24 protein-coding genes, 1 tRNA gene and 1 pseudogene are annotated in these 22,826 nt (G+C 62.6%); 9 read left to right on the top strand and 17 right to left on the bottom strand.

What is annotated here, in order from left to right; translation table 11 throughout:
- Window positions 1-15 precede the first annotated feature (15 nt).
- Both BLS91_RS02210 and BLS91_RS02205 read right to left on the bottom strand, forming a co-directional pair.
- Complete coding sequence (locus BLS91_RS02210) at window positions 16-1,197, bottom strand: ROK family transcriptional regulator (RefSeq protein ID WP_092338732.1); 1,182 nt, start codon at window positions 1,195-1,197, stop codon at window positions 16-18.
- A gap of 274 nt (window positions 1,198-1,471) precedes the next feature.
- Window positions 1,472-1,544: transfer RNA gene (locus BLS91_RS02205), tRNA-Arg, on the bottom strand.
- A 333-nt stretch (window positions 1,545-1,877) separates the two neighbouring features.
- On the opposite strand from BLS91_RS02205, the gene BLS91_RS02200 reads away from it, so the two are divergent.
- From BLS91_RS02200 to BLS91_RS02185, 5 genes and pseudogenes are all read left to right on the top strand, one after another.
- Window positions 1,878-2,240 (top strand): hypothetical protein, encoded by a 363-nt coding sequence (locus tag BLS91_RS02200; protein ID WP_134505229.1) that lies wholly within the window; start codon window positions 1,878-1,880, stop codon window positions 2,238-2,240.
- A gap of 125 nt (window positions 2,241-2,365) precedes the next feature.
- Window positions 2,366-3,103 (top strand): flavodoxin family protein, encoded by a 738-nt coding sequence (locus tag BLS91_RS02195; RefSeq protein WP_092338728.1) that lies wholly within the window; start codon window positions 2,366-2,368, stop codon window positions 3,101-3,103.
- Window positions 3,104-3,226: 123 nt separating this feature from the next.
- Window positions 3,227-3,808: pseudogene (locus BLS91_RS20465) on the top strand (carboxylesterase family protein).
- Entirely contained in the window at window positions 3,712-4,290 is a 579-nt protein-coding gene (locus BLS91_RS20460) for a carboxylesterase/lipase family protein (protein ID WP_241983085.1), read from the top strand. The pseudogene BLS91_RS20465 and the gene BLS91_RS20460 overlap by 97 nt, the downstream one beginning before the upstream one ends.
- Window positions 4,291-4,395: 105 nt before the next feature.
- A complete protein-coding gene (locus BLS91_RS02185; RefSeq protein ID WP_092338726.1) occupies window positions 4,396-4,794 on the top strand; it encodes a DUF1294 domain-containing protein in 399 nt (132 codons plus the stop codon).
- On the opposite strand, the gene BLS91_RS02180 is transcribed toward BLS91_RS02185, so the two are convergent.
- On the bottom strand, window positions 4,791-5,360 hold the full coding sequence (locus tag BLS91_RS02180; RefSeq protein ID WP_092338724.1) for a hypothetical protein: 570 nt from the start codon (window positions 5,358-5,360) through the stop codon (window positions 4,791-4,793). The two genes, BLS91_RS02185 and BLS91_RS02180, sit on opposite strands and share 4 nt — an antisense overlap.
- 235 nt (window positions 5,361-5,595) lie before the next feature.
- Between BLS91_RS02180 and BLS91_RS02175 the strand changes: the two genes are divergently transcribed.
- Window positions 5,596-6,078 carry a pyridoxamine 5'-phosphate oxidase family protein gene (locus BLS91_RS02175; protein ID WP_092338723.1) on the top strand — a complete coding sequence of 161 codons (483 nt, stop codon included), beginning with the start codon at window positions 5,596-5,598 and terminating at the stop codon, window positions 6,076-6,078.
- A 51-nt stretch (window positions 6,079-6,129) separates the two neighbouring features.
- Here BLS91_RS02175 and BLS91_RS02170 read toward each other — a convergent pair whose 3' ends face one another.
- From BLS91_RS02170 to BLS91_RS02160, 3 genes are all read right to left on the bottom strand, one after another.
- Window positions 6,130-8,658, bottom strand: a complete 2,529-nt coding sequence (locus tag BLS91_RS02170) for an MMPL family transporter (RefSeq protein ID WP_092338721.1) — start codon at window positions 8,656-8,658, stop codon at window positions 6,130-6,132.
- A gap of 109 nt (window positions 8,659-8,767) precedes the next feature.
- Window positions 8,768-9,412, bottom strand: a complete 645-nt coding sequence (locus BLS91_RS02165) for a TetR/AcrR family transcriptional regulator (RefSeq protein WP_092338720.1) — start codon at window positions 9,410-9,412, stop codon at window positions 8,768-8,770.
- A 421-nt stretch (window positions 9,413-9,833) separates the two neighbouring features.
- The gene (locus tag BLS91_RS02160; protein WP_092338718.1) at window positions 9,834-10,841 is read right to left on the bottom strand and encodes a TerC/Alx family metal homeostasis membrane protein; all 1,008 of its coding nucleotides are present in this window, start codon (window positions 10,839-10,841) and stop codon (window positions 9,834-9,836) included.
- Between the two features lie 669 nt (window positions 10,842-11,510).
- On the opposite strand from BLS91_RS02160, the gene BLS91_RS02155 reads away from it, so the two are divergent.
- Complete coding sequence (locus BLS91_RS02155; protein WP_092338716.1) at window positions 11,511-12,260, top strand: GntR family transcriptional regulator; 750 nt, start codon at window positions 11,511-11,513, stop codon at window positions 12,258-12,260.
- Window positions 12,261-12,270: 10 nt separating this feature from the next.
- Here the strand turns inward: BLS91_RS02155 and BLS91_RS19830 are convergent, their stop codons facing one another.
- The 6 genes from BLS91_RS19830 to BLS91_RS02130 form a co-directional block, all read right to left on the bottom strand.
- Complete coding sequence (locus tag BLS91_RS19830; protein WP_158252784.1) at window positions 12,271-12,438, bottom strand: hypothetical protein; 168 nt, start codon at window positions 12,436-12,438, stop codon at window positions 12,271-12,273.
- 628 nt (window positions 12,439-13,066) lie between these two features.
- On the bottom strand, window positions 13,067-13,906 hold the full coding sequence (locus BLS91_RS02150; RefSeq protein WP_092338714.1) for a cytochrome c biogenesis CcdA family protein: 840 nt from the start codon (window positions 13,904-13,906) through the stop codon (window positions 13,067-13,069).
- A gap of 2 nt (window positions 13,907-13,908) precedes the next feature.
- Window positions 13,909-14,838 (bottom strand): DsbA family protein, encoded by a 930-nt coding sequence (locus BLS91_RS02145; protein WP_241983076.1) that lies wholly within the window; start codon window positions 14,836-14,838, stop codon window positions 13,909-13,911.
- 280 nt (window positions 14,839-15,118) lie between these two features.
- Window positions 15,119-15,493, bottom strand: a complete 375-nt coding sequence (locus BLS91_RS02140) for a rhodanese-like domain-containing protein (protein ID WP_092338710.1) — start codon at window positions 15,491-15,493, stop codon at window positions 15,119-15,121.
- A complete protein-coding gene (locus BLS91_RS02135; RefSeq protein WP_092338708.1) occupies window positions 15,490-16,023 on the bottom strand; it encodes a hypothetical protein in 534 nt (177 codons plus the stop codon). Before BLS91_RS02135 ends, BLS91_RS02140 begins: the two co-directional genes overlap by 4 nt.
- Window positions 16,013-16,573 (bottom strand): hypothetical protein, encoded by a 561-nt coding sequence (locus tag BLS91_RS02130; RefSeq protein ID WP_241983075.1) that lies wholly within the window; start codon window positions 16,571-16,573, stop codon window positions 16,013-16,015. The genes BLS91_RS02135 and BLS91_RS02130 overlap by 11 nt, the downstream gene beginning before the upstream one ends.
- Window positions 16,574-16,704: 131 nt before the next feature.
- On the opposite strand from BLS91_RS02130, the gene BLS91_RS02125 reads away from it, so the two are divergent.
- Window positions 16,705-16,995, top strand: a complete 291-nt coding sequence (locus tag BLS91_RS02125; protein ID WP_092338828.1) for a metal-sensitive transcriptional regulator — start codon at window positions 16,705-16,707, stop codon at window positions 16,993-16,995.
- Window positions 16,996-17,010: 15 nt separating this feature from the next.
- On the opposite strand, the gene BLS91_RS02120 is transcribed toward BLS91_RS02125, so the two are convergent.
- The 3 genes from BLS91_RS02120 to BLS91_RS02110 form a co-directional block, all read right to left on the bottom strand.
- Complete coding sequence (locus BLS91_RS02120) at window positions 17,011-17,775, bottom strand: sulfite exporter TauE/SafE family protein (RefSeq protein ID WP_092338706.1); 765 nt, start codon at window positions 17,773-17,775, stop codon at window positions 17,011-17,013.
- Window positions 17,772-18,332, bottom strand: coding sequence for a rhodanese-like domain-containing protein (locus tag BLS91_RS02115; RefSeq protein ID WP_276326777.1), 561 nt, complete (start codon window positions 18,330-18,332; stop codon window positions 17,772-17,774). Before BLS91_RS02115 ends, BLS91_RS02120 begins: the two co-directional genes overlap by 4 nt.
- Before the next feature lie 179 nt (window positions 18,333-18,511).
- Entirely contained in the window at window positions 18,512-19,888 is a 1,377-nt protein-coding gene (locus BLS91_RS02110) for an MBL fold metallo-hydrolase (protein ID WP_092338703.1), read from the bottom strand.
- Between the two features lie 125 nt (window positions 19,889-20,013).
- Here BLS91_RS02110 and BLS91_RS02105 point away from each other — a divergent pair, with 125 nt between their 5' ends.
- On the top strand, window positions 20,014-20,370 hold the full coding sequence (locus BLS91_RS02105; RefSeq protein WP_092338701.1) for a thioredoxin family protein: 357 nt from the start codon (window positions 20,014-20,016) through the stop codon (window positions 20,368-20,370).
- Window positions 20,371-20,816: 446 nt separating this feature from the next.
- On the opposite strand, the gene BLS91_RS02095 is transcribed toward BLS91_RS02105, so the two are convergent.
- Window positions 20,817-21,239, bottom strand: coding sequence for a DUF302 domain-containing protein (locus BLS91_RS02095; RefSeq protein ID WP_092338698.1), 423 nt, complete (start codon window positions 21,237-21,239; stop codon window positions 20,817-20,819).
- 46 nt (window positions 21,240-21,285) lie between these two features.
- Window positions 21,286-22,824, bottom strand: coding sequence for a multicopper oxidase family protein (locus tag BLS91_RS02090; RefSeq protein WP_092338696.1), 1,539 nt, complete (start codon window positions 22,822-22,824; stop codon window positions 21,286-21,288).
- Window positions 22,825-22,826 lie beyond the last annotated feature (2 nt).

The raw sequence follows: 22,826 nt of genomic DNA, 5'->3' as shown, positions 1-22,826 counted from the left end.
AAAACATGGCAACGATCAGCTTAAGGTGGGGTGAATCCCCGAGTGTTGCAGCACGAGCGCCGCGCCGCCGAGTGCCTCGGCTCGCTCGCCCAGCGACGACATCACCAATTCCGTGGTCTCCACGATCATCGGCACGGCGTAGCGCTGGAGTCCGCGGCGGATCGGACTCAGCAGCATCTCCCCCAGATCGGCCAGCGGACCGCCGACAATGATGGTGTGCGGGTTGACGAGGTTGGCTATCGCAGCGATCGACCGGCCGACGGCGAAGCCGGCGTCGTCGACCACGCGGATGGCGCGTTCGTCGCCCGCGAGCACGAGGCGCACGATGTCGCGCGTGCGCACCGGCCGATCGAGGGCACGCGAGAGCATGTCAATCATGATGGCCGTCGAGGCCACCGTCTCAAGGCATCCGCGGTTGCCACAGCGGCACAGGAGTCCGTGCTCATGGATGGGAGTGTGGCCGATTTCACCGGTCAGACCGATGTGTCCAAGGAACGGTCTTCCGTTGAAGATGAGGCCAGCGCCGATGCCGGTGCCCACCTTAATGAAGACGACGGTGGGCGTGCCGGCGTGCGGACCCCAGGTGGACTCGGCGAGGGCGCCGAGGTTGGCGTCGTTCTCGAGGTACACCGGCAGCTCGAAGCTCTCCTCCACCATTCTGACCGTGACGCCGACCCACTCGGGCAGGATGGCACCTTTGACGACGGTGCCCGTGCGGCTATCGATGGGCCCGGGCACGCCGACGCCCACGCCGAGCACGGCCGAGCGTTGCACGCCAGCTTGCAGGAGCGTGGAGGTGAGCAGGTTGGCTGCGATGTCGAGCGCCTCGGCCGCCGTGTAGCCGAGCGGGATCTCGACGTCCTTCTCGCCGATCACCCGGTAATCGACCGTGGCCACGATGATGCGCACGTGGCGGCGCCCGAAATCAATTCCGACCGAGACCGCGCCGTCGGTCGACTTCAGGCTGACCAGCTGGGCACGCCTGCCGGAGCTCGTGGTGGGCGACGTCGAGACCAGTCCGCGCTCGACGAGCACTTTGACGATGTTCGAGACCGTGGCGTTAGAGAGCCCCGTATTGCGGGCGATATCGGCCTGCGTCGTGGGTCCGGAGGAGACCAAGTTGGATAGGATTCGCTGTTGGTTCGACAGTCGTAGGGCGCTCTGCGACCCTGGGTTCCTTGTTGGTCGAACCGGCATGTATCCAAGAGTGCCGCATTTTGACGATGTCGTCAATAAATGAACGCACACGTGGCCTTGTCATCGACAATGACATGACCACGTTGCAGAGGAGTACCTGTTTCGTGAGATTTTGAACGTTCTTCGCTGAGCTCCCGTCAGCGAAGGAACCCGCCGGTTTGAGGAAGTTTCGCTCTACCCTTGACGGGGTACTATTCCAACCCTCGTTGCAAGGCGTGTAAACGAAAAAACCCCGCCTTACAGGCCTAAGGCCTGATGAGACGGGGGTTACCTGTGCGCCCGAAGGGATTCGAACCCCCAACCTTCTGATCCGTAGTCAGATGCTCTATCCGTTGAGCTACGAGCGCATGCCAATCTCGCGAACTGTAACGCCCGGAGACAACTTGAAAACTATACCAGCTATCGAGGGCTTCCCGTTCCATCCGGGTGGGCAGCAGGGTGCCGGCGCCGATCTTTTAGCGCCATTGGGCTGTCGATGTTCAAGAGATTTCTGGGAATGACTCAGATTCGATGGCGCTTTTCGGGGAAAGTGTTCACCTGAGGCCAAATCAATACCCACAAGGGGGGGCGTAACCGACCTGGTCGCGCCGACCACGACCGGCTCAAACAGCACGCTCGGCGGCACACAGATTCTCGCGAATCTGGCCGCGCCGGTCACGGTGCAGGGCAACGCGATCAGCGTGGGGGGCGGTTCCAAGTCCGAGGGGGCAACGAACGCTTCATCGACCCCGGGCGGGGCTACCGCCTCCGTCGCTCCGACCACCACGGGAACCGACAGCTTTCTCGGTGGCACTCAGGTCGTGCCGCTCACGCTCCTCGGCACCGATTCATCCGCACGAGGCACGGGTAATTCTTCTCTCGCCGCGCTGCGACTGACGCCGCTGTTCGGGTCAACGCTGGCCGGTTCCACCCTGGCGAGCACGGGAACAACGCCACTGCCATTCCTCGCGCTGGGCCTCCTTTTCGCCCTGGCCGGACTTGGCCTGGCCGGTCGTGGCCTGATTGCACGCGGCCTGATTGCGCGTGGAGGTGGCACCGCCTAGCCAGCAGCATCCACTCATGGCCGCCGGACGCTTCGACCACCAGGTAGAAGCGCCCGGTTGTGGCGCGCCCGCGACGCCAAAATCAACCCCTGTCATCCTTTCGAGTCGAGTGATTTAATCACTGGGTGAACAAGACGAGCCCCGCCGAACGAGAATCCTTTGACTACTCCGGCCTGCGAGCAGTCTTCATCAACTGCACCCTCAAGCGCAGCCCGGAGGTCAGCAACACCCAGGGCATTGTCGACCTCAGCGCGCGCATCATGCGGGAGCAGGGCGTGCAGGTCGACCTGATTCGCGCCATCGACCACGACATTGCCACCGGCGTCTACCCCGACATGACCGACCACGGCTGGCAAACGGATGCCTGGCCGTCGCTGTTCACGACGGTGCAGGCTGCCGACATCCTCGTTCTGGCCGGGCCAATCTGGCTCGGCGACAACGGCTCGGTGACCAAACGCATCGTGGAACGGCTCTACGCCCACTCGGGCGAGTTCAATGACGAGGGCCAGTACATCTTCTATGGCAAGGTCGGCGGCGCCATCATCACCGGCAATGAAGACGGCGTGAAACACTGCACGTCGAACCTGCTGTACAGCCTGCAACACATTGGCTACTCGATTCCTCCCGCCGCCGACAGCGGCTGGATCGGCGAAATAGGCCCAGGCCCGAGCTATCTCGACGAGGGCTCCGGCGGCCCGCAGAACGACTTCACCAACCGCAACACCACCTTCATGAGCTGGAACCTCATGCACCTCGCCTCAATCTTGAAGAAGAACGGCGGCATCCCGGCTTTCGGCAACCTGCGCCAGGACTGGGACCGCGGCGAACGCTTCGGGTTTGAGCCGAACCCGGAATATAGGTAAGAGTCAGCAGCAAAATTCAACAGATCGGGGAACCCAGTGGCACTCCAAACACTTTCGACAGAGCCTTCCCTGGTGCCACCTGTACCCGCGCGGAGCGCGCTCGACGTGCGCGTCACCGGCGGCATGGTGCGCGGCATCCGTGAAGGTGCTGTTCTGGCGTGGCGCGGCATTCCCTATGCCGCTCCGCCGGTCGGTGATCGACGCTTTCGCGCTCCGCAGCCCGTCATCGCGTGGCCGGGAGTGCGGGACGCCTCCCGCTACGGCGACGTCGCCCCGCAGCCGTAACGCGGCCAGTTCAAGGGAACCAGCCCACGCGTGCGCTCCAGCGAGGACTGCCTGACGGTGAACGTGCTCTCCCCCGCTGTTCCCCGGCGCAAGCGGCTGTCGATTTCCGTCATGGTGTTCGTGCACGGCGGCGGCTACAACACCGGTTCTGCCCAGGATTTTCCTGGCCAGGGCGAGGGCTTCGTGAGCAGTGGCCGCGTCGTCTACGTGAGTTTGAACTACCAACTCGGCGCCCTGGGATACCTCGACTTCAGCCGGTATTCCACGCCGGACCGCCCGATTGAGAACAATCTGGGGTTGCGCGATCAGGTGGCCGCCCTCGAGTGGGTGCGAGCGAACATCCGCTCATTTGGCGGCACCTTCCTGCCGGAGCATCCGTTCGACGCTTTTCGCGACGCCGCGCCCACCGGGTACCGCTGATCATCGGCACGAATGATCGCGAGGGTGCGTTTTTTCGCGGCCGGGCCAACGTGCTCCCCCGCTCGCCGTGGCGCATCCAGGCCCTGTTCAACCACGCCCCCGAAGATAGCCACGACGAGATGCGGGCCGCTTATCCTGGCCTGCCGATCAGCCGCGCCGCCGCCGATTTCGGGGGTGACTATGCCTTCTGGTATCCGAGCATCGTCGTCGCCGGGTTGCACTCTCGGTTCGCCCCCGTGCATTTCTACCGCTTCGACATCGCTCCGCGGCTCATGCACCTGCTCGGGCTCGGGCTCGATGCCACGCACGGCATTGAAATGTATGCCCTGTTCGACCAGGTCGACTCTCCGTTCGCCCGCACGATGACGGCGCTGGGTGGCCGGGAACCGTTCAGTCGAGCCGGCGCCGGCCCTGGCTGCACTTCGCCTGCACCGGCATCGTCGAGAGCAACTCGCCGCGGTATACCGAATCAGACCGCCTGACCCTGATCATCGACGTCGTCGACCGGGTCGAAGCCGACCCCCGCAGCGAGCGCCGGCGCGTCTGGCAACGGTTTCTGCCGAACCTGTAGCACCTAGCATGGGGTCATGGCCATCACCCGCTCCCGCCGTGCTGCGGGACGCGGGAGCTACCTCGCGATTGCCGCTTTTGCCGTCGTCTATCTGGTCGGCGCCGTGTATTGGCCCCGGCCGCTCTGGGTGGCCGGGGCGTACCTGGTCACCAGCATGATTTGTTTTGCCGTCTACGCGATCGACAAGCGTCGCGCGCGGTTCGGCGGGTGGCGGGTGTCGGAACGCACCCTGCTGTTCTGGGGGTTCATCGGCGGTTGGCCCGGCGCCATCGTGGCGCAGCAGGTACTGCGCCACAAAACCCAGAAGAAGAGCTTTCGCGAGGCGTTTTGGGTCACGGTCTTCTTCAACGTCGTGCTCTTCGTCGTCGTCAGTACGCCCACGTTCGACCGGCTGGTCGCCCAGGCGATCAACTAGTATTCGTTGAACTCCGGGCCGGTCGCCGCGTCGTGTTTGGCCTTCAGAATGGCGAGGTTGATCAGCACGAACGCTTCCAGGCGTTCGCCGCGATGTTCGGCATAGTCGGGCTCGCGCTGATCGACGGCCAGCTCGATGAGCTTCGACGAGACCGCCGAGCTGACCTCTTCGCTTGCTGACCGCTGCGCACTCGACACGATGCGGGCCACCTGGTCGTTGTCATCGGCAACAGCGTCGAGGGCGAGCGTCAACCGTTCGTGCACGCGAAATCTCAGGGCAAACTGCTTGAGATCGTGGCGTTGGTCATCGGTAAAGCTCAGGCGCCACTTCATCGCTGCCAGGTCGCGGCCCATTCGGCTGACCCGCCGGGCATACTCCTCGTTCTGCCGAGCCAGCCGATGCAGTTCGCTGCGGGCGTTGTCGGCGTACCGCCCGGAGTCGTAGTCGAAGTGCTCCCGCAGTGCCCCCACGATGATGTCGTTCTTCACGGCCATTCGTACGGCCGACAATGCGATCAGCAGGCCTTCGTCAACCGTGCGCTCGAGGTCGGGCAGCTCAGCGTTCACGTCGGGTTCACTGACGTGTTCGTGAGCGTCAGCACGACGCCGGGACCGATTCCAAATGATTGCGCCACCACTTCCTCGTGCAGGTGAATTTCATTTTATCCTGCCCCGCGAATCGCCTCCGACCGCCAGATCACTCGACTACTTCACCATCCCCCGCTCGCGCGCAAATTCACAATCTGGGTACGGTGGACGCCGATGGCGCAGGTGCGCCACGACCGATGAAGAAGGAGCAACGATGAGTGACCCGCGCGATGTGCAGAAAGTAGCAAAACTGGTCAAGGAGTTTCGTTTCGCCATGCTCACCACGACGAGCCCGGGCGGCAAGCTCGTGGCTCGCCCGATGACGGTACAAGAGGTCGAGTTCGACGGTGACCTGTGGTTTATCGCTACCCGCGATTCGCACACCGTGACGGAGATCGGTTCTGATCCGGTCGTGGGAGTGTCTTTCGCCTCCAACGACACCTGGGTTTCCCTCTCGGGAACCGCGAAAATGATCGACGATTCGCAGAAGGTGGCGGAATTGTGGAACCAGTGGGTCGAAGCGTGGTTCCCGGAGGGTCCCGAGGACCCCAACATTGTGCTCATCAAATTCACCGCGGACGGCGCGGAATATTGGGACACCCCTGGAGGGCGCATCGCCTCCGTGATCAGCCTGGTCAAGGCGAAAGTCACGGGCCAGCCCTATGACGGGGGCGAGAACGACAAGGTCGACCTCTAGACACCGTGCAGGTCGGGCGACAGACCTCAGGTCCGTCGCCCGACCGCCCGGCTAGACGATCGGTGTCGTGACGCGCTCGGGTTCGCTCGGCAGGGGCACCGGGTGCGTTCGCTCGAGCGACGCGCCCTCCACATCCACGTTGGGCAGGATGCGGTCGAGCCACTTCGGCAGCCACCAGGCCGCGTCACCGAGCAGGTGCATTACGGCCGGGATGATGAGCAGCCGCACCACAAACGCGTCGAGCAGTACGCCGATGCCGAGCCCGAAGCCGATCGACTGAATCATCACCGAGTTCGAGAAGATGAAGCCGGAGAAGACCGAGGCCATGATGAGCGCGGCCGCGATCACCACGGTGCGCCCGGCATGAACCCCGCGCTGCACGGCCAGGCGCGACGAGGCACCGTGCACGTACGATTCCCTCATGCCGCTGACCAGGAACAGCTGGTAGTCCATGGCAAGCCCGAACAGAACACCCACGACGAGGATGGGCAGGAAGCTCAGGATAGGCCCCGGGTCGTGGATGCCGAACACCGCCCCGAGCCAGCCCCACTGGAAGACCGCCGTGATTGCGCCAAACGCTGCGAACAGCGACAGCACGAAACCCAAAGTCGCGGTGATCGGTACCAGGATCGACCGGAACACGAAGATCAGGATGATCAACGACAACCCGACGACAACGAGAAGGTACAGCGGAAGCGCCGCGGCCAGCTTCTCGCTCACATCGATGTTTCCCGACGCATTGCCGGCCACACCGAGGGAGGTGACACCGTCGATGTCCAGACCGCGCAGGTCCCGCACGAGTTGCTCGGTCAATTCGCTGGTCGGCCCCTCAGCCGGAATGACTTGGAACGCGAGCAGCAGGTCATCATCGGAGGCTCCGATCGGCGCGACCGCGACCACGTCGTTCTCCGCCTTCAGCGCGGTTCCGATACGTACCTGTTCCGCGAGGAGCGCATCATCCGTTATAGCGGTTTCGAGGTCTGCAACCACGAGCAGCGGGCCGTTCACGCCGGCACCGAACTTCTCGTCAGCAATTTTGTAGGCCTGGTACGCACTCGAGCTCAGCGGTTCCGACGAGCCGGCGGGCAGTCCGAGGCGCATGGACAGCGCGGGCATAGCCACGATGAGCAGCACGATGATGCCCACGACCACGGTGACGACCGCTCGCACCGTATTCATGGGCTTGGACGGAACCTTGGCGTGGTGCTCGGCGTGACCGACCTTGGCGCGGGCTTTCCTAGTGAGAATCTTCGCGCCGACCAGGCCCAGCACCGCCGGCGTCAACGTGATCGCAATGAGAATGGCGACGAAGACGCAGACGGCGCCAACCGTGCCCATGAGGCCGAGGAAGGGGATACCGGTGAGGTTGAGTGCGAGCAGGGCGATCAGAACGGTGGCACCGGCGAACACGACCGCGTTGCCGGAGGTGCCGTTGGCCAGCCCGATCGATTCCTGCACTGGCAGGCCGTTGCGCAGCTGGGTTCGGTGCCGGTTGAGTATGAACAGTGAGTAGTCGATGCCGACCGCGAGCCCAAGCATCACACCCAGAACAGGTGTGACCGAGAGCATCTCGACGGTTCCCGACAGAGCGAGCGAGGCGAGCACTCCGACGCCCACGCCCACGAGGGCATTCAGCAGCGGGAGTCCCGCGCCGATCAGCGTGCCGAGCATGACCCACAGCACGATGGCCGCAACGATCACGCCGCCGATCTCGCCCGGACCGAGAATCTCGGGAATGCTGGAGGCAATGTCGTTGGAGACTTCAGCCGTGACGCCGTCGATCCCCGCGTCGGTCATCTCAGCGACCACGGCTTCCTTCGACTCGGCCGGAACCAGGTTGAGCGGGGTGTCGAACTGCACGCTCGCGACCGCGGTGGTCGCGTCGGTCGATACCTGACGGATGCCGGAGGCCAGGTCGAGCAGGTCGGCTCCCTGCTCGAGCGTGGTGCTCTGGGAGGCGAGTGCGGCGCGGCTCGCCGTGAGTGTCGTCTGCTGGGCAGCAATCGCGGCTGTGCCCGCATCGATCTGCGCCTGCTGCGCGTCCAGCGTCGACTGGGCGGCGGCGAGTTGTCCCGCTGCCTCGGCCTGCGCGCGGCTGGCATCGAGCTGCGTCTGACCGGCCTTGGCCTGGGCCGTCGCCGCGTCAATCTGCGCCTGCCCCGCGTCGAGCTGCGCCGTTCCAGCAGCGATCTTCTGGCGACCGTCGACGACCTGCTGGGTCTGATCGTCGATCTGGGCCTGGGTATCGAACGGGTTCGTCGCCGCTTTCACGTCGGCCAGGTCGACCGTGCGCGTGAGCAGGTCGCCGATTGCGGTCTTTTGCGCGTCCGTGAAGGCGGAGTCATCCGTCGTGGTCAAGATGACGGTGCCACGGCCGCCGCTGGCGGAGGGAAACTTGGCGGCAAGTTCGTCGCTGACCTTCTGAGTCGCGGTGCCCGGGATGCTGACGGACGACGTGAGGGTTCCGCCGAAGAGGGCGAATGCACCCACAGCTAGGCCAAGAATGACCACCCACGAAACGATGACTAACCACGCTCGGCGGGCGGAGAACCGACCGAGTCGGTAGAGAAGCGATGCCATAATCTCAAGTTCTTTCTGCAGGTCGGGTTGTGGTCGGGTGACCGGAGTGGCGTCTCGCGTCGCATCATCGGGAATCGAGCTGTGGGGTCGAGCAGGCAAGTCGAGTACTTCAGTTGGAAGGTGCGTAGCCGGTGCGGACGGTGACCATGAGGCGGTCGAGCAGTTCGTTCCACACTGCGCGCGACGAGGCGTCGAGTGCGCCGCCCGTTCGGACCAGCCAGTGGGCGGATACGATGGCGATGCCGTTCATCACCGAGCTGACCAGAATCGCAACTTCGAATTCGTCCATTGCGCCCGTACGAGCGGCGATCTCGGTCGAGAGCTGTTCGGTGGTGCGCGTGAAAACATCGCTGATGCCGTGTTGGGAGCGACCGTTCTCGCCCTCCGCGTTGAGTATCCCCGCTAGATACGCGACGACCGGCGGCAGATCGATGTTGCGAAGGGCCGTCGTGAGTTCGTCGAACAGGCCTTCGCGGCTGCCATCGCCTGCTGGAGTCGATGCTGTCGCTGCACGAAATTCATCAACGGTGGCGCTGAGAACCCGGGTGCAGGTGGTCATGATCACGTCGTCGAGTGATGCAAAGTGGTTGAAGACGGTGCGCCTGGAGACGTCGGCGCGCTCGGCAAGCTCGTCAACGCTGAATTGCGGTTTACCACGTTCGCGGATGAGCGCGTCAGCGGCATCCAGAATCGCCTGGCGGTACCGTGCCTTGAGTTCGGCACGGCGGTCGGGGGCGGTGTTCTGAAACGTCACGTGCTTACACTAAGTGCAACGACGCACATAGTGCAATCAGCGTGGCAAGCTCCCAGCTTTGGCAATTATCTCGCCATTGTTGGTCGAGATCTTCGACCGATGACCCAGACACGGAGGCTGGTTCGGAGCCGATGTCGACCTCCGTGCAGGGATCGGGAGAACATCATTGGAATGCCAATCATCGGGCTCGCCGTCAGATTGGCGGCAAGCGGGTGCGGTCGTGGCGAAGCACCACCAACCCGACCGGTCAGCCGCCGTCCCCACACGAACCCATTGCGTCTGACCAAACATTTTCTCTGCTATTGAGGGTGGCATACCGTGCCTGCTGCCCACATGGCGTAGTCCAGCGAATAGAAGGCGGATGTGCTCAACAGGTTGGGGTAGCGGGCTCGCCGGCAGGTTTTGCGAGCTGCCTAGGTGCTCAACGGTCGCTCACCTCGGCGGCAACGGGTTCGGTGACGGGGGCTCGCTGGCCTCTGGTCTTCACGAGACTTGCGACGGTAGCCACCGCAATCGTGGTGCCGATGAATACTAACGAGAACCAGATCGGGATGTCGAAGGCCCAGGGCACCGGTTGGCCGCCGTTGATGAACGACAGCTCGTTGAGCTTGAGCGCGTGCAGCACGAGCTTCACTCCGATGAATGCGAGGATCACCGCGAGTCCCTGAGCCAGGTAGACCAGGCGCTGCAGCAGGCCGCCGATGAGGAAGTACAGTTGGCGCAGACCCATGAGGGCGAAGGCGTTCGCGGTAAAGACGATGTACGCCTCGTCGGTGAGGCCGAAGATCGCTGGGATCGAGTCGACAGCGAAGATCAGGTCGACGAAGGCTATCGCGACTAGCACGAGCAGCAGGGGGGTCACGAACCGGCGGCCGTCCTTCAGGACCGAGAGTTTGTCGCCGTGATACTCGTCGGTCACGGACAGGTGACGCCTGACAAACCGCATGAGACGGCCGTTGGCCGGGTTCGACTCGCTATGCGTGAAGGCCTGGCGGTAGGCCAGCAGCAGCAGCAGCGCTCCGAAGAGGTAGAAGATCCAGGAGAAGTTCGCGATCAGGGTCGCGCCGACCGCGATGAAGACTCCGCGCATGACAAGTGCGAGCGCGATGCCGATCAGTAGAACCTTCTGCTGATAGGCGCGCGGAACGGCGAAGGCCGTCATGACGAGCAAGAACACGAAGAGGTTGTCTATCGAGAGGGCCTTTTCGGTCAGGTAGCCGGCGAAGTACTCACCGCTGAAGGTCCACCCCGAGACGATGCCGATTCCGACGCCGAACATCAGCGCAAGGCCGATGTAGAAGGCCGACCACCAGGCGGACTCCCGGATCGTCGGCTCGTGCGGGGTTCGCACATGTGCAAAGAACTCGAATACGAAGAAGGCGATCGTGACGAGGATAGTGATGGTCCAGATGAGCAGGGACACGTTCATCAGGGGGCTCCAATCTTGACGCTGATACGACGTCAAGGTCTTTTCCATTCCCGCGAACGAGAACCGGTGGCCCGGGATGCACCAAGCATCCGTAATGACGAGCCGACCGTGTCGGAATACTCCCCTTGCTGATATGAGGATACGGGGATCGACTGACCCGAGTCTGAGGATTTGCCGCAAGCACCGCATTTCGGTGAGCGTGAACAGGGCAAAGGTAAACCCCTGAGTCCCAGTGTTCACGGGATTCAGGGGTTCGAATGGCTGCGGGTAGTTCACGTAATTCCTAATTCGCATTGTTGGCGCGGGACTCGGAGGTCGTGCCAGATCACTTTTCCATCACATCGCGGAATTAATTCCACGGGCGCGGCCATCCGAAGCGCCCGAAGCCGGTTGTGGAAAGTCCGACGACCAGCGGGCTGCAAAACCGGACCCTAAGGCAGGCAACCCGCGAAAGCGGCCCGGCACTGGCCCTGTTTTCGATCCGCACGAGATCGACGCAGAGCTCGAAGCCCGTGACGTCCACCCATCCAGCGCCCCACCCAATCCCACGATATTGACCGGCATTTCGTGGCAGCAACGTCGAATAGGTGTTACGACCCACACTCGTAGTGCACGCAAGGGATAATTGCATTTTGGCGCACCTATTGCCCGAGGAGAAGCGGAACTCACATGTCAACTGCGGCTGAAGCAGACCGGGCACGACTGGCCAGATTGCCTGGCCAGCCACTCTGGTTGCGCGTCCATGACGACATTCTCAACCGGATAACCTCGGGCGAATTCGCGGACACGTTCCCCGGTGAAATTCAACTAACCGCGGAATATCAGGTGAGCCGGAGTACCGTTCGACTTGCGCTGAACCCTCTGCGTCGAGAGGGGCTGGTTTCATCAAGTCGGGGTAAACGCCCGGTGGTGCACGTCAACCACGGCGAAGAACATCGCTTTGGGCCGGTTTACAGCTTGTTTGCGGCAGTTGAGGCCTCTGGGATGAGGCAGCACAGCGAGTTGATCCGGTGCGAGATCCGTGTCGACGCGCGGATTGCTGACCGGCTCGACCTGCCCGGCGACGCTCCGCTGGTCAATATTGAGCGCCGTCGTTTCGCTGACGACTATGTCTTTGCCGTTGACAGCGCCTGGCTGCCTGCCGATCGCGCTGCCGGTCTTCTCGACGTCGATTTCAGCAACACTGCTCTCTATCAGGAGCTGACGCTCCGGTGTGGGATCACGCTGGATGGCGGACAGGAGACCCTGACAGCGATTACCGTTACCGCCGAACAGGCGCGAGTTCTTGACTGCCCGGTCGGCACTGCCGCTTTCTTCATTGAACGGTGTGGTCGTGCGGCGGGACGTCCGGTGGAATGGCGGGAGACTGTCGTCCGTGGCGACCGTTTCGCGGTCACCACATCATTCTCACCCCGGTGATCTTTAGTCTTTATCGGTCAGCCTCAAGACCGTCGAGCTGAGGGATGGCCAGGACGTACTCGTAGGGGTCCCGGGTGGGAAAGAGCCCGGTTCCGTTAGGGAGAACAGCCATCGGAATTCGTTCCTGACCGCGTTGCTGCTGGTGACCGTCGGACGAGGTGATCGTAACGTTTCCCATCCCGCCACGAAGGTAATCACTTTGTCAGAGGCAGATACCGGGGCAGTGGCGCTCTCCAGAACATGCTCCCACAGCGTTCCGGAGTCCGGATCAATTGCGGTGAGCATCGTCGCCCCGTCCGGTGGACGGAAGGAGGACACGGCGAGGTTTTCTGATGACTCGTTAATGATTGACGGTCCGGCCAGATGCCCCGAAAATTCCGCGAGAATAGCGCCAGTTCTCGGATTGTGGGCGCTCACGACTGTGTCGCCCGCGGGGTTGACCCAGTCCAGAAAGACAATACCGCCCTGAGATGCGTTGACGGCACCCGAGACCGCTGAGGAAGATTCGACGTCCGTGGGGCGTGAGAGTGTGTTCGCGTCCCAGCGTATTTCTCCGGTGGTGGTGTCGACAGCCGTGAGTACGCCTGCCGTCTCGATGAGGCCGGTGCCATTACTTCCCTACTCGATCGCTGACGCTCCCGTCGCGTCTTCGGCAACACTGACAATACCGTCGTGCGCGCTGAGCATGACCGCGGGCGAGACGTCGTCGGAGACACAATGAGCGCCGAGCTGCGACTAAGGTCCGGAACACGCGGCCAGCAACACAACGCTAACGAGCGTGGCGGCTGCGGCTCCGGCAGCGCGTCTCATTCTTGCTTTTGAGGTATTCGCTGCCGGCGCGTGCGACGGTTCCGAGCCGCGTAGGCCAGCGCGATGAGGCCCAGCACGACGATCGCGGCGATCCCGAATCCCAAATTGGTCACGAGTGAGGACATATCGAGCACCCAGACCTCGGTAGCGAACTGATCTCCGATGGTCAAAACTCCGCCGAGGCTCGCGGTACCGTCGGTGAGGAACAGGAAGACTCCGATCAGGATTGACAGGATCCCGGATACGATCATCAACCACGAGTTCTCCCATCGTCCGATAGTGAGCATCCGGGGGCGCAGCCAGCGACTCTTTCCCAGTGAAAGTCGGTCCCACAACAAGGCGAGCACGATCAGGGGCGCTGCCATGCCGAGCGCGTAGATCGCTAAGAGCACTCCCCCGTAGACGGCGTTACTGCCGAGGGCGGCCACCGTAAGCACCGATCCAAGGATAGGACCTGCACACACTCCGGCTACTCCGTAGACAGCGCCGAGGAGGTAGACCGATACCGCCGAGGTCCCTTCGGCCGCGCCGCCGCGGGTGAAGGCGGGAAAACGTAGTCCAGAAATTTGGATGATACCCATCAACACCACGAGCAATGAGGCGATCCCGACGAAAGCCGTGCGATTTTGCGTGACAAACACTCCGACCGTGCCAGCCAGCACTCCCAGCGGCACCAACGTGGTAATCAGACCCAGATAAAACAATCCGGTACGGGCAAGCAGCTCGGACGGCTTCGCGAACGCGTAGGCGAAGAACGCAGGAAGAAGCATGACCGAGCAGGGGCTCAAAAGTGTCAGCATCCCACCGATCAGGGCGCCAGCGTAGCCAATATCCATGTCTAGCGTCCGGCCTTCGCCAGTTCGCTGTCGATCGTGTCGCGAAACACCTGCACGGGCATCGCGCCGGAAATCGGCGTTTCGTTCACCACGAACATGGGCGTGCTGGTAATTCCGAGGTACCGTGCCTCTGCCGCGTCAATGTTTACTTTCTCCAAGAGTTCAGCATTGTCCAGGTCGGAGACGAACTGCTCAAGGTTGGGAACACCAATTTCCGTCGCGATTTCCAAAAGACGTTCCGGGGGCAGTGCCACATGTCCGCGTTCTGGGGCACCCGCAAAGACGACCTCGGCAAACTCCCAGAAGAAACCTTGCTCGCCAGCCGCGCGGGCAGCCACAGCCGCAGCCGTGGATTCCTGGCCGAACACCGGCAGATCCCGCCATTCGATGCGCACTTGACCGCTGTCCACATACTCCTCGACAAGGACAGGGAGGGTATCGCGCGCGAAAACCCCACAAAACGGACACCGGAAATCGGCGTATTCGACCAAAACGACCGGCGCGTCGACCTCTCCGAGTGCCGTCACCTCGCCATCGACACGTCGGGCGAGATCGAGCGTCTGCTCGCCGCTTTTTTCCCCGGATTGTTCAGCGGGGGCCGAAGTGGATTCTTCGACAGGTTGTTGCGCAACCACTCCGACGATGACGACTGCGAGAACTGCCGCCGCTCCTAAAAGCATCAGGAGCGTGCGTCGCCGCACCTTGACTCGTCGGATCTGCCTATTTTTTGTGAAGTTCTGTTGTGTCGGCACCATCTTAAATGTACGCACATTAGGGTAAAAAAGACAGTTATAGCCGCCTCCCCGTCCGAGCCTGGGAACATTCCCGGTTTTCTGATTGAAAAGAGTCCAGTCATGCTCCAAGCAACCACCGCCCCGCCACCAATTGCTCTCGCTGTTGACCGCATCGTTACCCACGTCAGCGAAGGGCATCTCCACCTTGGTGAAGCCAAGGCGTACCGCCGCGTCATGAACGAAGCGCCTCGGTTACAAACCGCGGGCGGTTAGGAATTCGAGCGCGTGGCGCAAGTGCACTGCTGACTCGTTGGGACGTCGGCCATAACCTCATCGACGTGCATGCCGCATCCGGTCCAAGTGGTTTTTCCGCAATTGTCGCATCGCATGGGACTGCACATAGTGACTCCTTCGTTGGTCGAGCTGAAGTCCTCAGTATACCCCGTGGGGTATTAATTTAAATGCGAACAGAGGAAACTTATTTGTCGACGACGATGGCCAGTCCGGTGGCGGCAGACGCGTCCGTGATGCCACCAGCATCGGTCAGCGTGGTGAACCCGAGGTCGGCCATGCGGGTGACTGCTGCAGCCGACCGGTTTCCGGTGGCGCAGTAGATGATGTAGTTCCCGTCGATTGGCAGCGCCGCGATCAGCGTGTCGAAGTCCGGGGATTGCACGTCAATATGGATGGCGTCCTGAAGGTGTCCACCGACATACTCTGGTGCGGTGCGCACATCGACGACGACCGTACTGGAGGTGACAGCGATGGAGGGCGCCGGCGCGGGGCTCGCGCAGGCGACCATGCTGAGCAGTGCCGCCACGGCAATTGTGATGCCGGTGAGTGCTTTCTTCATGGCTGGGTATCCTGACCGGTGCGTGGAGTGGGTGGCAGTGTGATCGGCCTGGGACCGACTTTCCGGGAGCGCGGGAACAAGGGCATGCAGGTAGTGCAGACGTCACCCTCAGCGGACTCTGACGATTCGCGGCGGGTGGTGGCTCGGCGTTCGCTGACCAGTCTTTCGCGCAGGGCCCAGATCAATAGGGCGAGGGCGGCGGCGGCCAGGGCCGGGCGCGCAGCACCGCTCACTATCGGGTCGAGGGAGCGGACTTCGGTGGTCAGATACAGCGCGATCAGACCCAGAGCTGGCCACCGTGTGTCGCAGAGAGTTGCGTCGGCGCCGATGGGGGTTCCGACATAACTGGCAACGATCAAGCCGATCAAGCTCGCTCCGAGCGCGGTGGCCGCAACCGTCCACCACAGGGCGCCGTCTGCGTCGTCCGCCCGGGGCGCGTAGCCCGTGGCAAAAGCAATGAACGCGGCTGCGGCTGCGGCGGCCGTGATTATCCAGCGTCGAGTCGACCAAGTTTGTAGGTCAGAGAACACGATCAAGGACTTCCGTCGCGGCAGTGGTCCGAGCGGGAAGACCGCAAGAATTTTCTCGAGTCATGCGCGCATAGAGAGCCCAGCCGAGCAAGACGATCGACGCGGCGGCCAGATACGGCTGGACCGGCTCGAAGAATTGCATCGCTCCGGTTGCGCCGAGAGCGAGGAGAACCAATTTGTTGCAGACGGGGCATCCCACCGCGAAGAACGTCACCAGCCAACCGGCCATGCCCAACCGTCCGGCCGCCCTACTGGGCGGGGCGCCTTCCGGGTGCGCCACATAGGTGGCAGTGACCATGCCCGTCAAGACCGCGCTGAGGGTGAGCACCGGCCACGACCAGGCGGTCGGCGGGATCTGTCGCGAAAAGAATGGCGTGTCAATCAAGTCCGTCGGAATGGCAATGAAGACCACCGTACACAATGCCGTCGCCAGGGCAACCCACCAGCGGCGAGAGGGCCAGCGACGCAGGTCCCCGCCGAGCCCGGCCAGCTTGCCGCGCCAAGGGGCACGCCGTGATGATTCGTCCCTGCTGGTGCGCTGGTCACGCATTCGAATAGCCCTCATTTACTTTTCATCGCGAAACGCTTGCCGCCATATTTGAATATACTGATACCCTAAGGGGTATCGTGGTCTTAGACAAAACCAGCCTCGCATCCGCCTACGAACAGGAGCACACCCTCATGGGGATTACCGAATCCGCGACCCACGCCAGCGACGACCTACGCAAGACCCTCAATCGACTCAAGCGCGCGCAGGGGCAACTCGGCGCCGTCATCACAGCCGTTGAGTCCGGCGCGGATTGTCGTGCCGTGGTCACCCAGCTGGCTGCTGTCTCGAGTGCCATTGACCGGGCAGGGTTCACGATCATCTCGTCGGCGATGAAGGAGTGCCTCATCGATAACGGCGCGGATGGAGAAACCAAGCAGCTCAGTGTCAATGAGCTTGAAAAGCTTTTCCTGTCCCTCGCCTGACCCCATTCGCGAGAGCTAGCCGGCGACGGCGCGAATCGCGACGTACACGGCGATGCAGAGCACAAGGATCGCGAAGCTTGTTTTGAGAACGCGGTCGGGGAGTCTTCGGCTGAGTCTGCCCGCGATTAGGGATGCCAGCATAGCGGTGCCCGCGAAGGCGCCGGTGACGGCCCAGTCGATCTGCACGTCGCTCAGGTGGGCGCTGAAGCCGGCGACCGAATTGATGACGATGATCACGAGGGACGTGCCGATCGTGACGCCCATGGGGAGTCCGAGCACGAGGGCCAGTGCCGGAACGATCAGGAACCCGCCGCCGACGCCGAGCAGCCCAGTCAGGAACCCGACCACGGCGCCCGTTGCCAGCGCACGGGGCAGACAACTGCGCCACCGGGTTCCGCCGCCGGGCAGCGCACAGGGGCCGGTTGCGGCGGGGGTGGCAAAGAACATTCGCACGCCAGCGATGACCATGATCACGCTAAAAGCGCCGAGCAGAAGCTGAGGGTCAACCAGTCGGTTTACGAGGGTGCCAAGGTAGGCGGTGGGAATGCCGGCGGCGCCGATGATGCCGGCCAGACGCCAGTTCACGCCGGTGCGCAGCCGCGGAAGCACGGCGACCGCCGACGCCGCTCCCACGACGATCAGCGAGGTTGGTATCGCCTCCTCGAGGGGTAACCCGACACCGTAGACCAAGGCCGGAACGGCCAGGATTGACCCGCCCCCGCCGACCAGGCCGAGCAGCGCACCCACGATCACTCCCAGAAGCAGCGCGGCCACGATCATGCGTGCGGCGCCAGCTGCGCGAGGATGTCACTCTTCGTGGGTTCGGAAACCGGGCGGTTCCAGGGCATCCACGACAGAATTCGCCCCAGCGTGCAACTGTTGGTGGCGGCCGACACCGTGAGACCGGCACCGATGACGCCGGCGAGAAGACGGAACTGCGGATGGATGAACCTCCCCGCCAGCACGCTCGCCAACACCAGGGATCCGGCCGTCATGCGTACCTGTCGATCCATGGCCCACGTGGAGCGACCGCTGGTGATATCGCCGCCGGCGGCGGCATAGCCCGCCACACCACCGGTCAATACCCAAGCACCGTTCAGGCCGGCTGCGTCAAGATTCTTTCGCGCTTCTTCCGCGCGTCGACCCGACTGGCACACCAGCACCACCCGGGGGGCCATCTGCGCCGCAAACTCTTCAGCGTGTTCTTTGAGCAGGTGGAGCGGCACGTGATACGAACCCGGGATATGCCGGGTTTCAAACTCCGAACCGCCCCTCACATCGATGATCATCAGGTCGTCACGATTAAGAACCCACTGATGGAATTCGTCTGCCCCAATTGGTGACGGGGAGGGGTTGACGGTGTGCGTGGTGTCAGAGATAGTAGATCCGTTTCAGTTTGGTGCGGGAGCGTAGCAATGCCGGGCAGCCCTGAGGCCTGCCACTAAGGCAGGCCTCTGACGATCGTGTCTGCCGTGAAGCCAACGTTGGTTAGGTGTTCAGCCGCGGGTCATCTCCATCAGGCTTTCACTGAATATTGGGCAGCCCATGCGTTATAGCCGCCGATGAGGTCGGTGACGTCCGAATGGCCAAGATTCCGCAGCGCACTCGCGGCGACGCTCGAACGCCAGCCGCTGGCACAGTGGATGATCACGGGTCCGGCGGGCACTTCGGCGTGGCGCTGGCTCAGCTCGGCCAAGGGAACGCGCAGCGAGCCCGGGATCGCGCCCTGCTCGACCTCGCCGGGGTTGCGTACGTCGAGGATCGTTGCGGCGGTGTCCCGGCGCAGAGCCTCGAAGTCTTCAAGCTCGACCCGCGCACCGACCTGCACCAGCGGGCCGAGGTCGGTGAACGCCTGCGCCGGGTTTGTCAGATATCCGGCGACCCGGTCGAAGCCAATGCGGGCCAGCCGCATTCCGGCCTCGGCTTCGCGGCCGGAGTCGGCGATAATCACGATGCTGTCGTCGTGCTCGATGACCATTCCGGCCGTCTCGGAGAAGCGACCGTCCAGTCCCACGTTAATGGACCCGGCCAAGTGCCCGAGGGCGAAGTCCTCGGGGCTGCGGGTGTCGAGAACGCGGGCTCCGTTTTCAACGGATCTGCGAACATCCGTCAAGGTGAGCGGTGCCAGTGCACGGGTGGAACCGATGATTTCGTGCGCGCTGCGATTGATCATCGCGTCGACGGCGAAATAGCCGGGGATTGCGGGCTGGCCGCTGCGGATCATTGTCACGAAATCGTCTTCACTCATCGGCTGCACGGACGCGTTCGTGAGGCGCTGGGTGCCGATAGTGGATTCGAGCTCGTCGGAGAGGTTCTTGCCACATGCGGAACCAGCACCGTGGGCGGGGAGAACACGCACCGCATCGGGCAAGGCGAGAAGGGTCGTGTGGATCGACGCGTACAGGGCGCGGGCCAGTTGGTCGGGATCGGCGCCAACGGATGCGGCCAGGTCGGGACGACCCACGTCACCGATGAAGAGGGTGTCGCCGGTGAGGACGGCATGGGGCACGGCATCGTTGGCGTGTTCACGAACGACGATGCTGATGGACTCCCAGGTGTGCCCGGGGGTGTCGAGAATTTCTAGTTCCACCTCGCCGAGCGAGATTTTCTCGCCATTGGCGAGGTGGTGGATCTCATACTCGGTCTCGGCGCGGGTGCCGTAGCCGATCCAGGCGCCAGTGGCTGCGGCCAACTCGAGGTGACCGGCGACGAAGTCGGCGTGGAAATGCGTGTTGATGACGCCGATGATGGTCAGGTTGTTCGCCTGGGCGTCGACGAGGTAATCGTCGATGTCGCGGCGGGGGTCCACGATGACGGCTTGACCGCTCGTCGGATCACCGACGAGGTACGAGCCATGGGACAGGCAGTTGAGATAGTACTGGGTCAAAATCATCGTGGCCTCCAAAGGTCGGGGCCCATCACGCCGACACGAGTTGGGGCGTGTAGTGGGTATGTGCGCTAGTCTCGCACATACCCCGCACGGTATGCAAGATACCCCTAAGGGTATAGTCTGTGTGTATGGCTACTATCAATCTCACCGAGACCACCTTTGACGCGACCATTGCCCAGAGTCCCATCGTGCTGGTTGATTTCTGGGCCGAGTGGTGCGGCCCGTGCCGCAGTTTCGCCCCGACCTTCACCGCCGCGTCTGAAAAACACCCCGCAATCACTTTCGGAAAAGTCGACACCGAAGCCGAACAAGGATTGGCCGCAGCCGCGGGCATTCGCTCCATCCCCACGCTGATGGCATTTCGGGACTCCGTACTCGTCTTTTCCCAGCCAGGCGCCCTCAACGCAGCCAGCTTGGAAAAGCTCATTGCCGGCGTCGAGAACCTCAACATGGACGACGTGCGCGCCAGTATCGCCGCCCGCTAAACCTCGCGCCCTGTGAGAAACCGCATGACCGCTTCACAGCAGGGTCACATGAGCACGTCCCTGTCCCGCCTAAGTAGAATACTCCTAGGGGTATAATTCTTTTAGCAGTTCACCTTATTGAATGGAGATCCATTATGTGTCGTTCCGTCACCTGCAAAGTGTGTCAAAAAACAACGTGGGCGGGCTGCGGTCAGCACGTTGATCAGGTCATGCGCGGTGTTCCACGCAACCAGCAATGCGCCGGGCACGTGAAAGAAAAATCGACTGGCTCATTCTGGTCCCGGCTACTCGGACGCTAACGGCTGGCACGGCCCGGGCGAGGACATCCTCGTTCCGCGGTCGGGTATGTGCGGCAGCCCTCATGTCAGAACGAGCGCCGCCGCGCGCTGCTTTACGCAGAACCAGCGGCACAGCCCTCACCGTGCTCTCGCGGGCCAGAGCGCGTATTAGTTGCTTTTGTTCTCTCCTTGCAGAGCGGCTAGCGCGGCGAGAAGACGTTCATCGGCTTGATCAGCAACGTTCTGTATCCCTGGGGAGCTGCTGAGCTGGACCATGGTTTGTGGGTTGATAGCTTGCACCGTGGTGATTGTCGCTGATGGGCTTCGTCGGATGACGACGTTGCACGGAAGCAGCAATCCCATGTCGGGCTCTGCGGTGAGTGCTTGTTCGGCGAGGGCCGGATTACACGCACCCAGGATCAAGTATTCGCCCAGTGACTGTGCGCTTTCCACGCCGAGTTTCGTTTCGAAGGTCGCGTGGACGTCGATTTCGGTAAGAACGCCGAAGCTCTGGTTGGCTAGTTCTTCGCGCACTCTGGCGACTGCTTCTTCGTAGGGCAGCGAGACGGTGATGGTGTGTGCGTAGTTCATTGGTTTCTCCTGATTCATTTTTTCGAATTGATGGTTGCGGCTACTGTCAGTTTGCGGTGATGACGCCCATCATTCCGCTGTCTTCGTGGTCAAGAATGTGGCAGTGGTACACGGTACGTCCGCTGAAGTCGTCAAACGCGATACGTACGCGCACTGTGCTGCGTGCCGGGATGTTCACGACGTCCTGCCACATGATGGTTTCGACGGGCCGGCCTGACTGTTCAATGATCTGCATCGGCCACACGTGCAGGTGCATGGGGTGATCGAGCGGACTGGTATTTGTCAGCATCCAGTCCTCCACGCTGTCGAATTGCACGGTCGTGTCAACCCGGGTGGCATCGAATACCTGGCCGTTGATTGTGGCTGACATCATGCCCCCACCCACTCCTCCGCCCATGCCGCCATCCATGTTTCCACCCATGCCGCTGCCTGTCTCCCCGCCCATTGCGCCGCCCATATTTCCGCCCATTCCCATCGCGAAGATCAACTCGCGTCGAGCGGTTACGGTAGCCGTGCGAAGGTCACGCGGAACGGGCTGGCCGGGTATGGCGGCGACTGGGGCGACGTCGTCACCGGCTACGTGAAATGTGGCCAGCGCGATGTCGTCGGCTCCAGCGGAGCCTCCGACTCCCATCATCATTCCGCCGGACGTACCTCGGTCATAGGTGTGGGCACGCAGTACGGAGGTGCCGGCTGTGCCGGTGACGAGAAGGTCGGCCCGGTTCCCGGGGGCCAGCACGACCTCGTCGACGTCGTGCGCGGCTTCGAAACGTCCGGAGTCGATTCCGAGAAGGGACAGTTGCTGCCCGTCGAGACGTAGCCGCAGGTAGCGGGACACGCAGGCATTGATGATGCGCCATCGTTCCCGCTCACCAGGGCGGGCAGTCATGCTGGGGGTGAGTTGCCCGTTGACCAGGACGAGGTCTCCCTCGCGTCCGGACATTTTCTCCATCGCTGTGGCCGCTGAAATTGTTCCCGTGGAATCGAGGGTCATGTCGGAAATAACGAGGACGCGTTCCCGGCTGGCAGGGATAGGGTCGGGGTCTTCGACGATGATGGCGCCATAGAGCCCGCCGAATACCTGATCGGCCACGAAACCGTGATGGTGCGGGTGATACCAGTAGACGCCCGGCGGGTGATTGGCGGGCAATTCGTACTGGTAATCAAAGGAGTCGCCGGCTTCGACGGTGACGAACATGTTGTCGCCGTTGTTCTCCGGCGAAACGTGAAGGCCGTGCACGTGCAAGTTGCTCGGATCGGCCAGACCATTACGAAGGCTGACGCTGAGGGTGTCTCCCGCTCGAACGCGCAGTGTGGGGCCGGGAACGCCACCGTTGTAACTCAGCGCACGCACGTCACGGCCAGCAATGGTCACCTGTTGGGGGGAAGACTCAAGATCAACGGCGAGAGTGCCGCTGATGCTTCGCAGCTCCGGAGGCTCCACAAGGTCGCTCCCGGACGGTATTGCCAGTGACGTCGTCGAGTAGATCCGTTGATTGACGAAGAAACCCGTTCCCCCCACAGCTGTGCCTGCAATCCCCACCCCGCCGAGGATCAGGGCACTACGGCGACTAAGGCCTGGCACTA

The organism is Cryobacterium flavum, from assembly GCF_900103805.1.
GTDB classification, from domain to species: Bacteria; Actinomycetota; Actinomycetes; order Actinomycetales; family Microbacteriaceae; genus Cryobacterium; species Cryobacterium flavum.
Note: the sequence above shows the minus strand (reverse complement) of the source record. Positions and strands in the feature narration are given on the sequence as shown.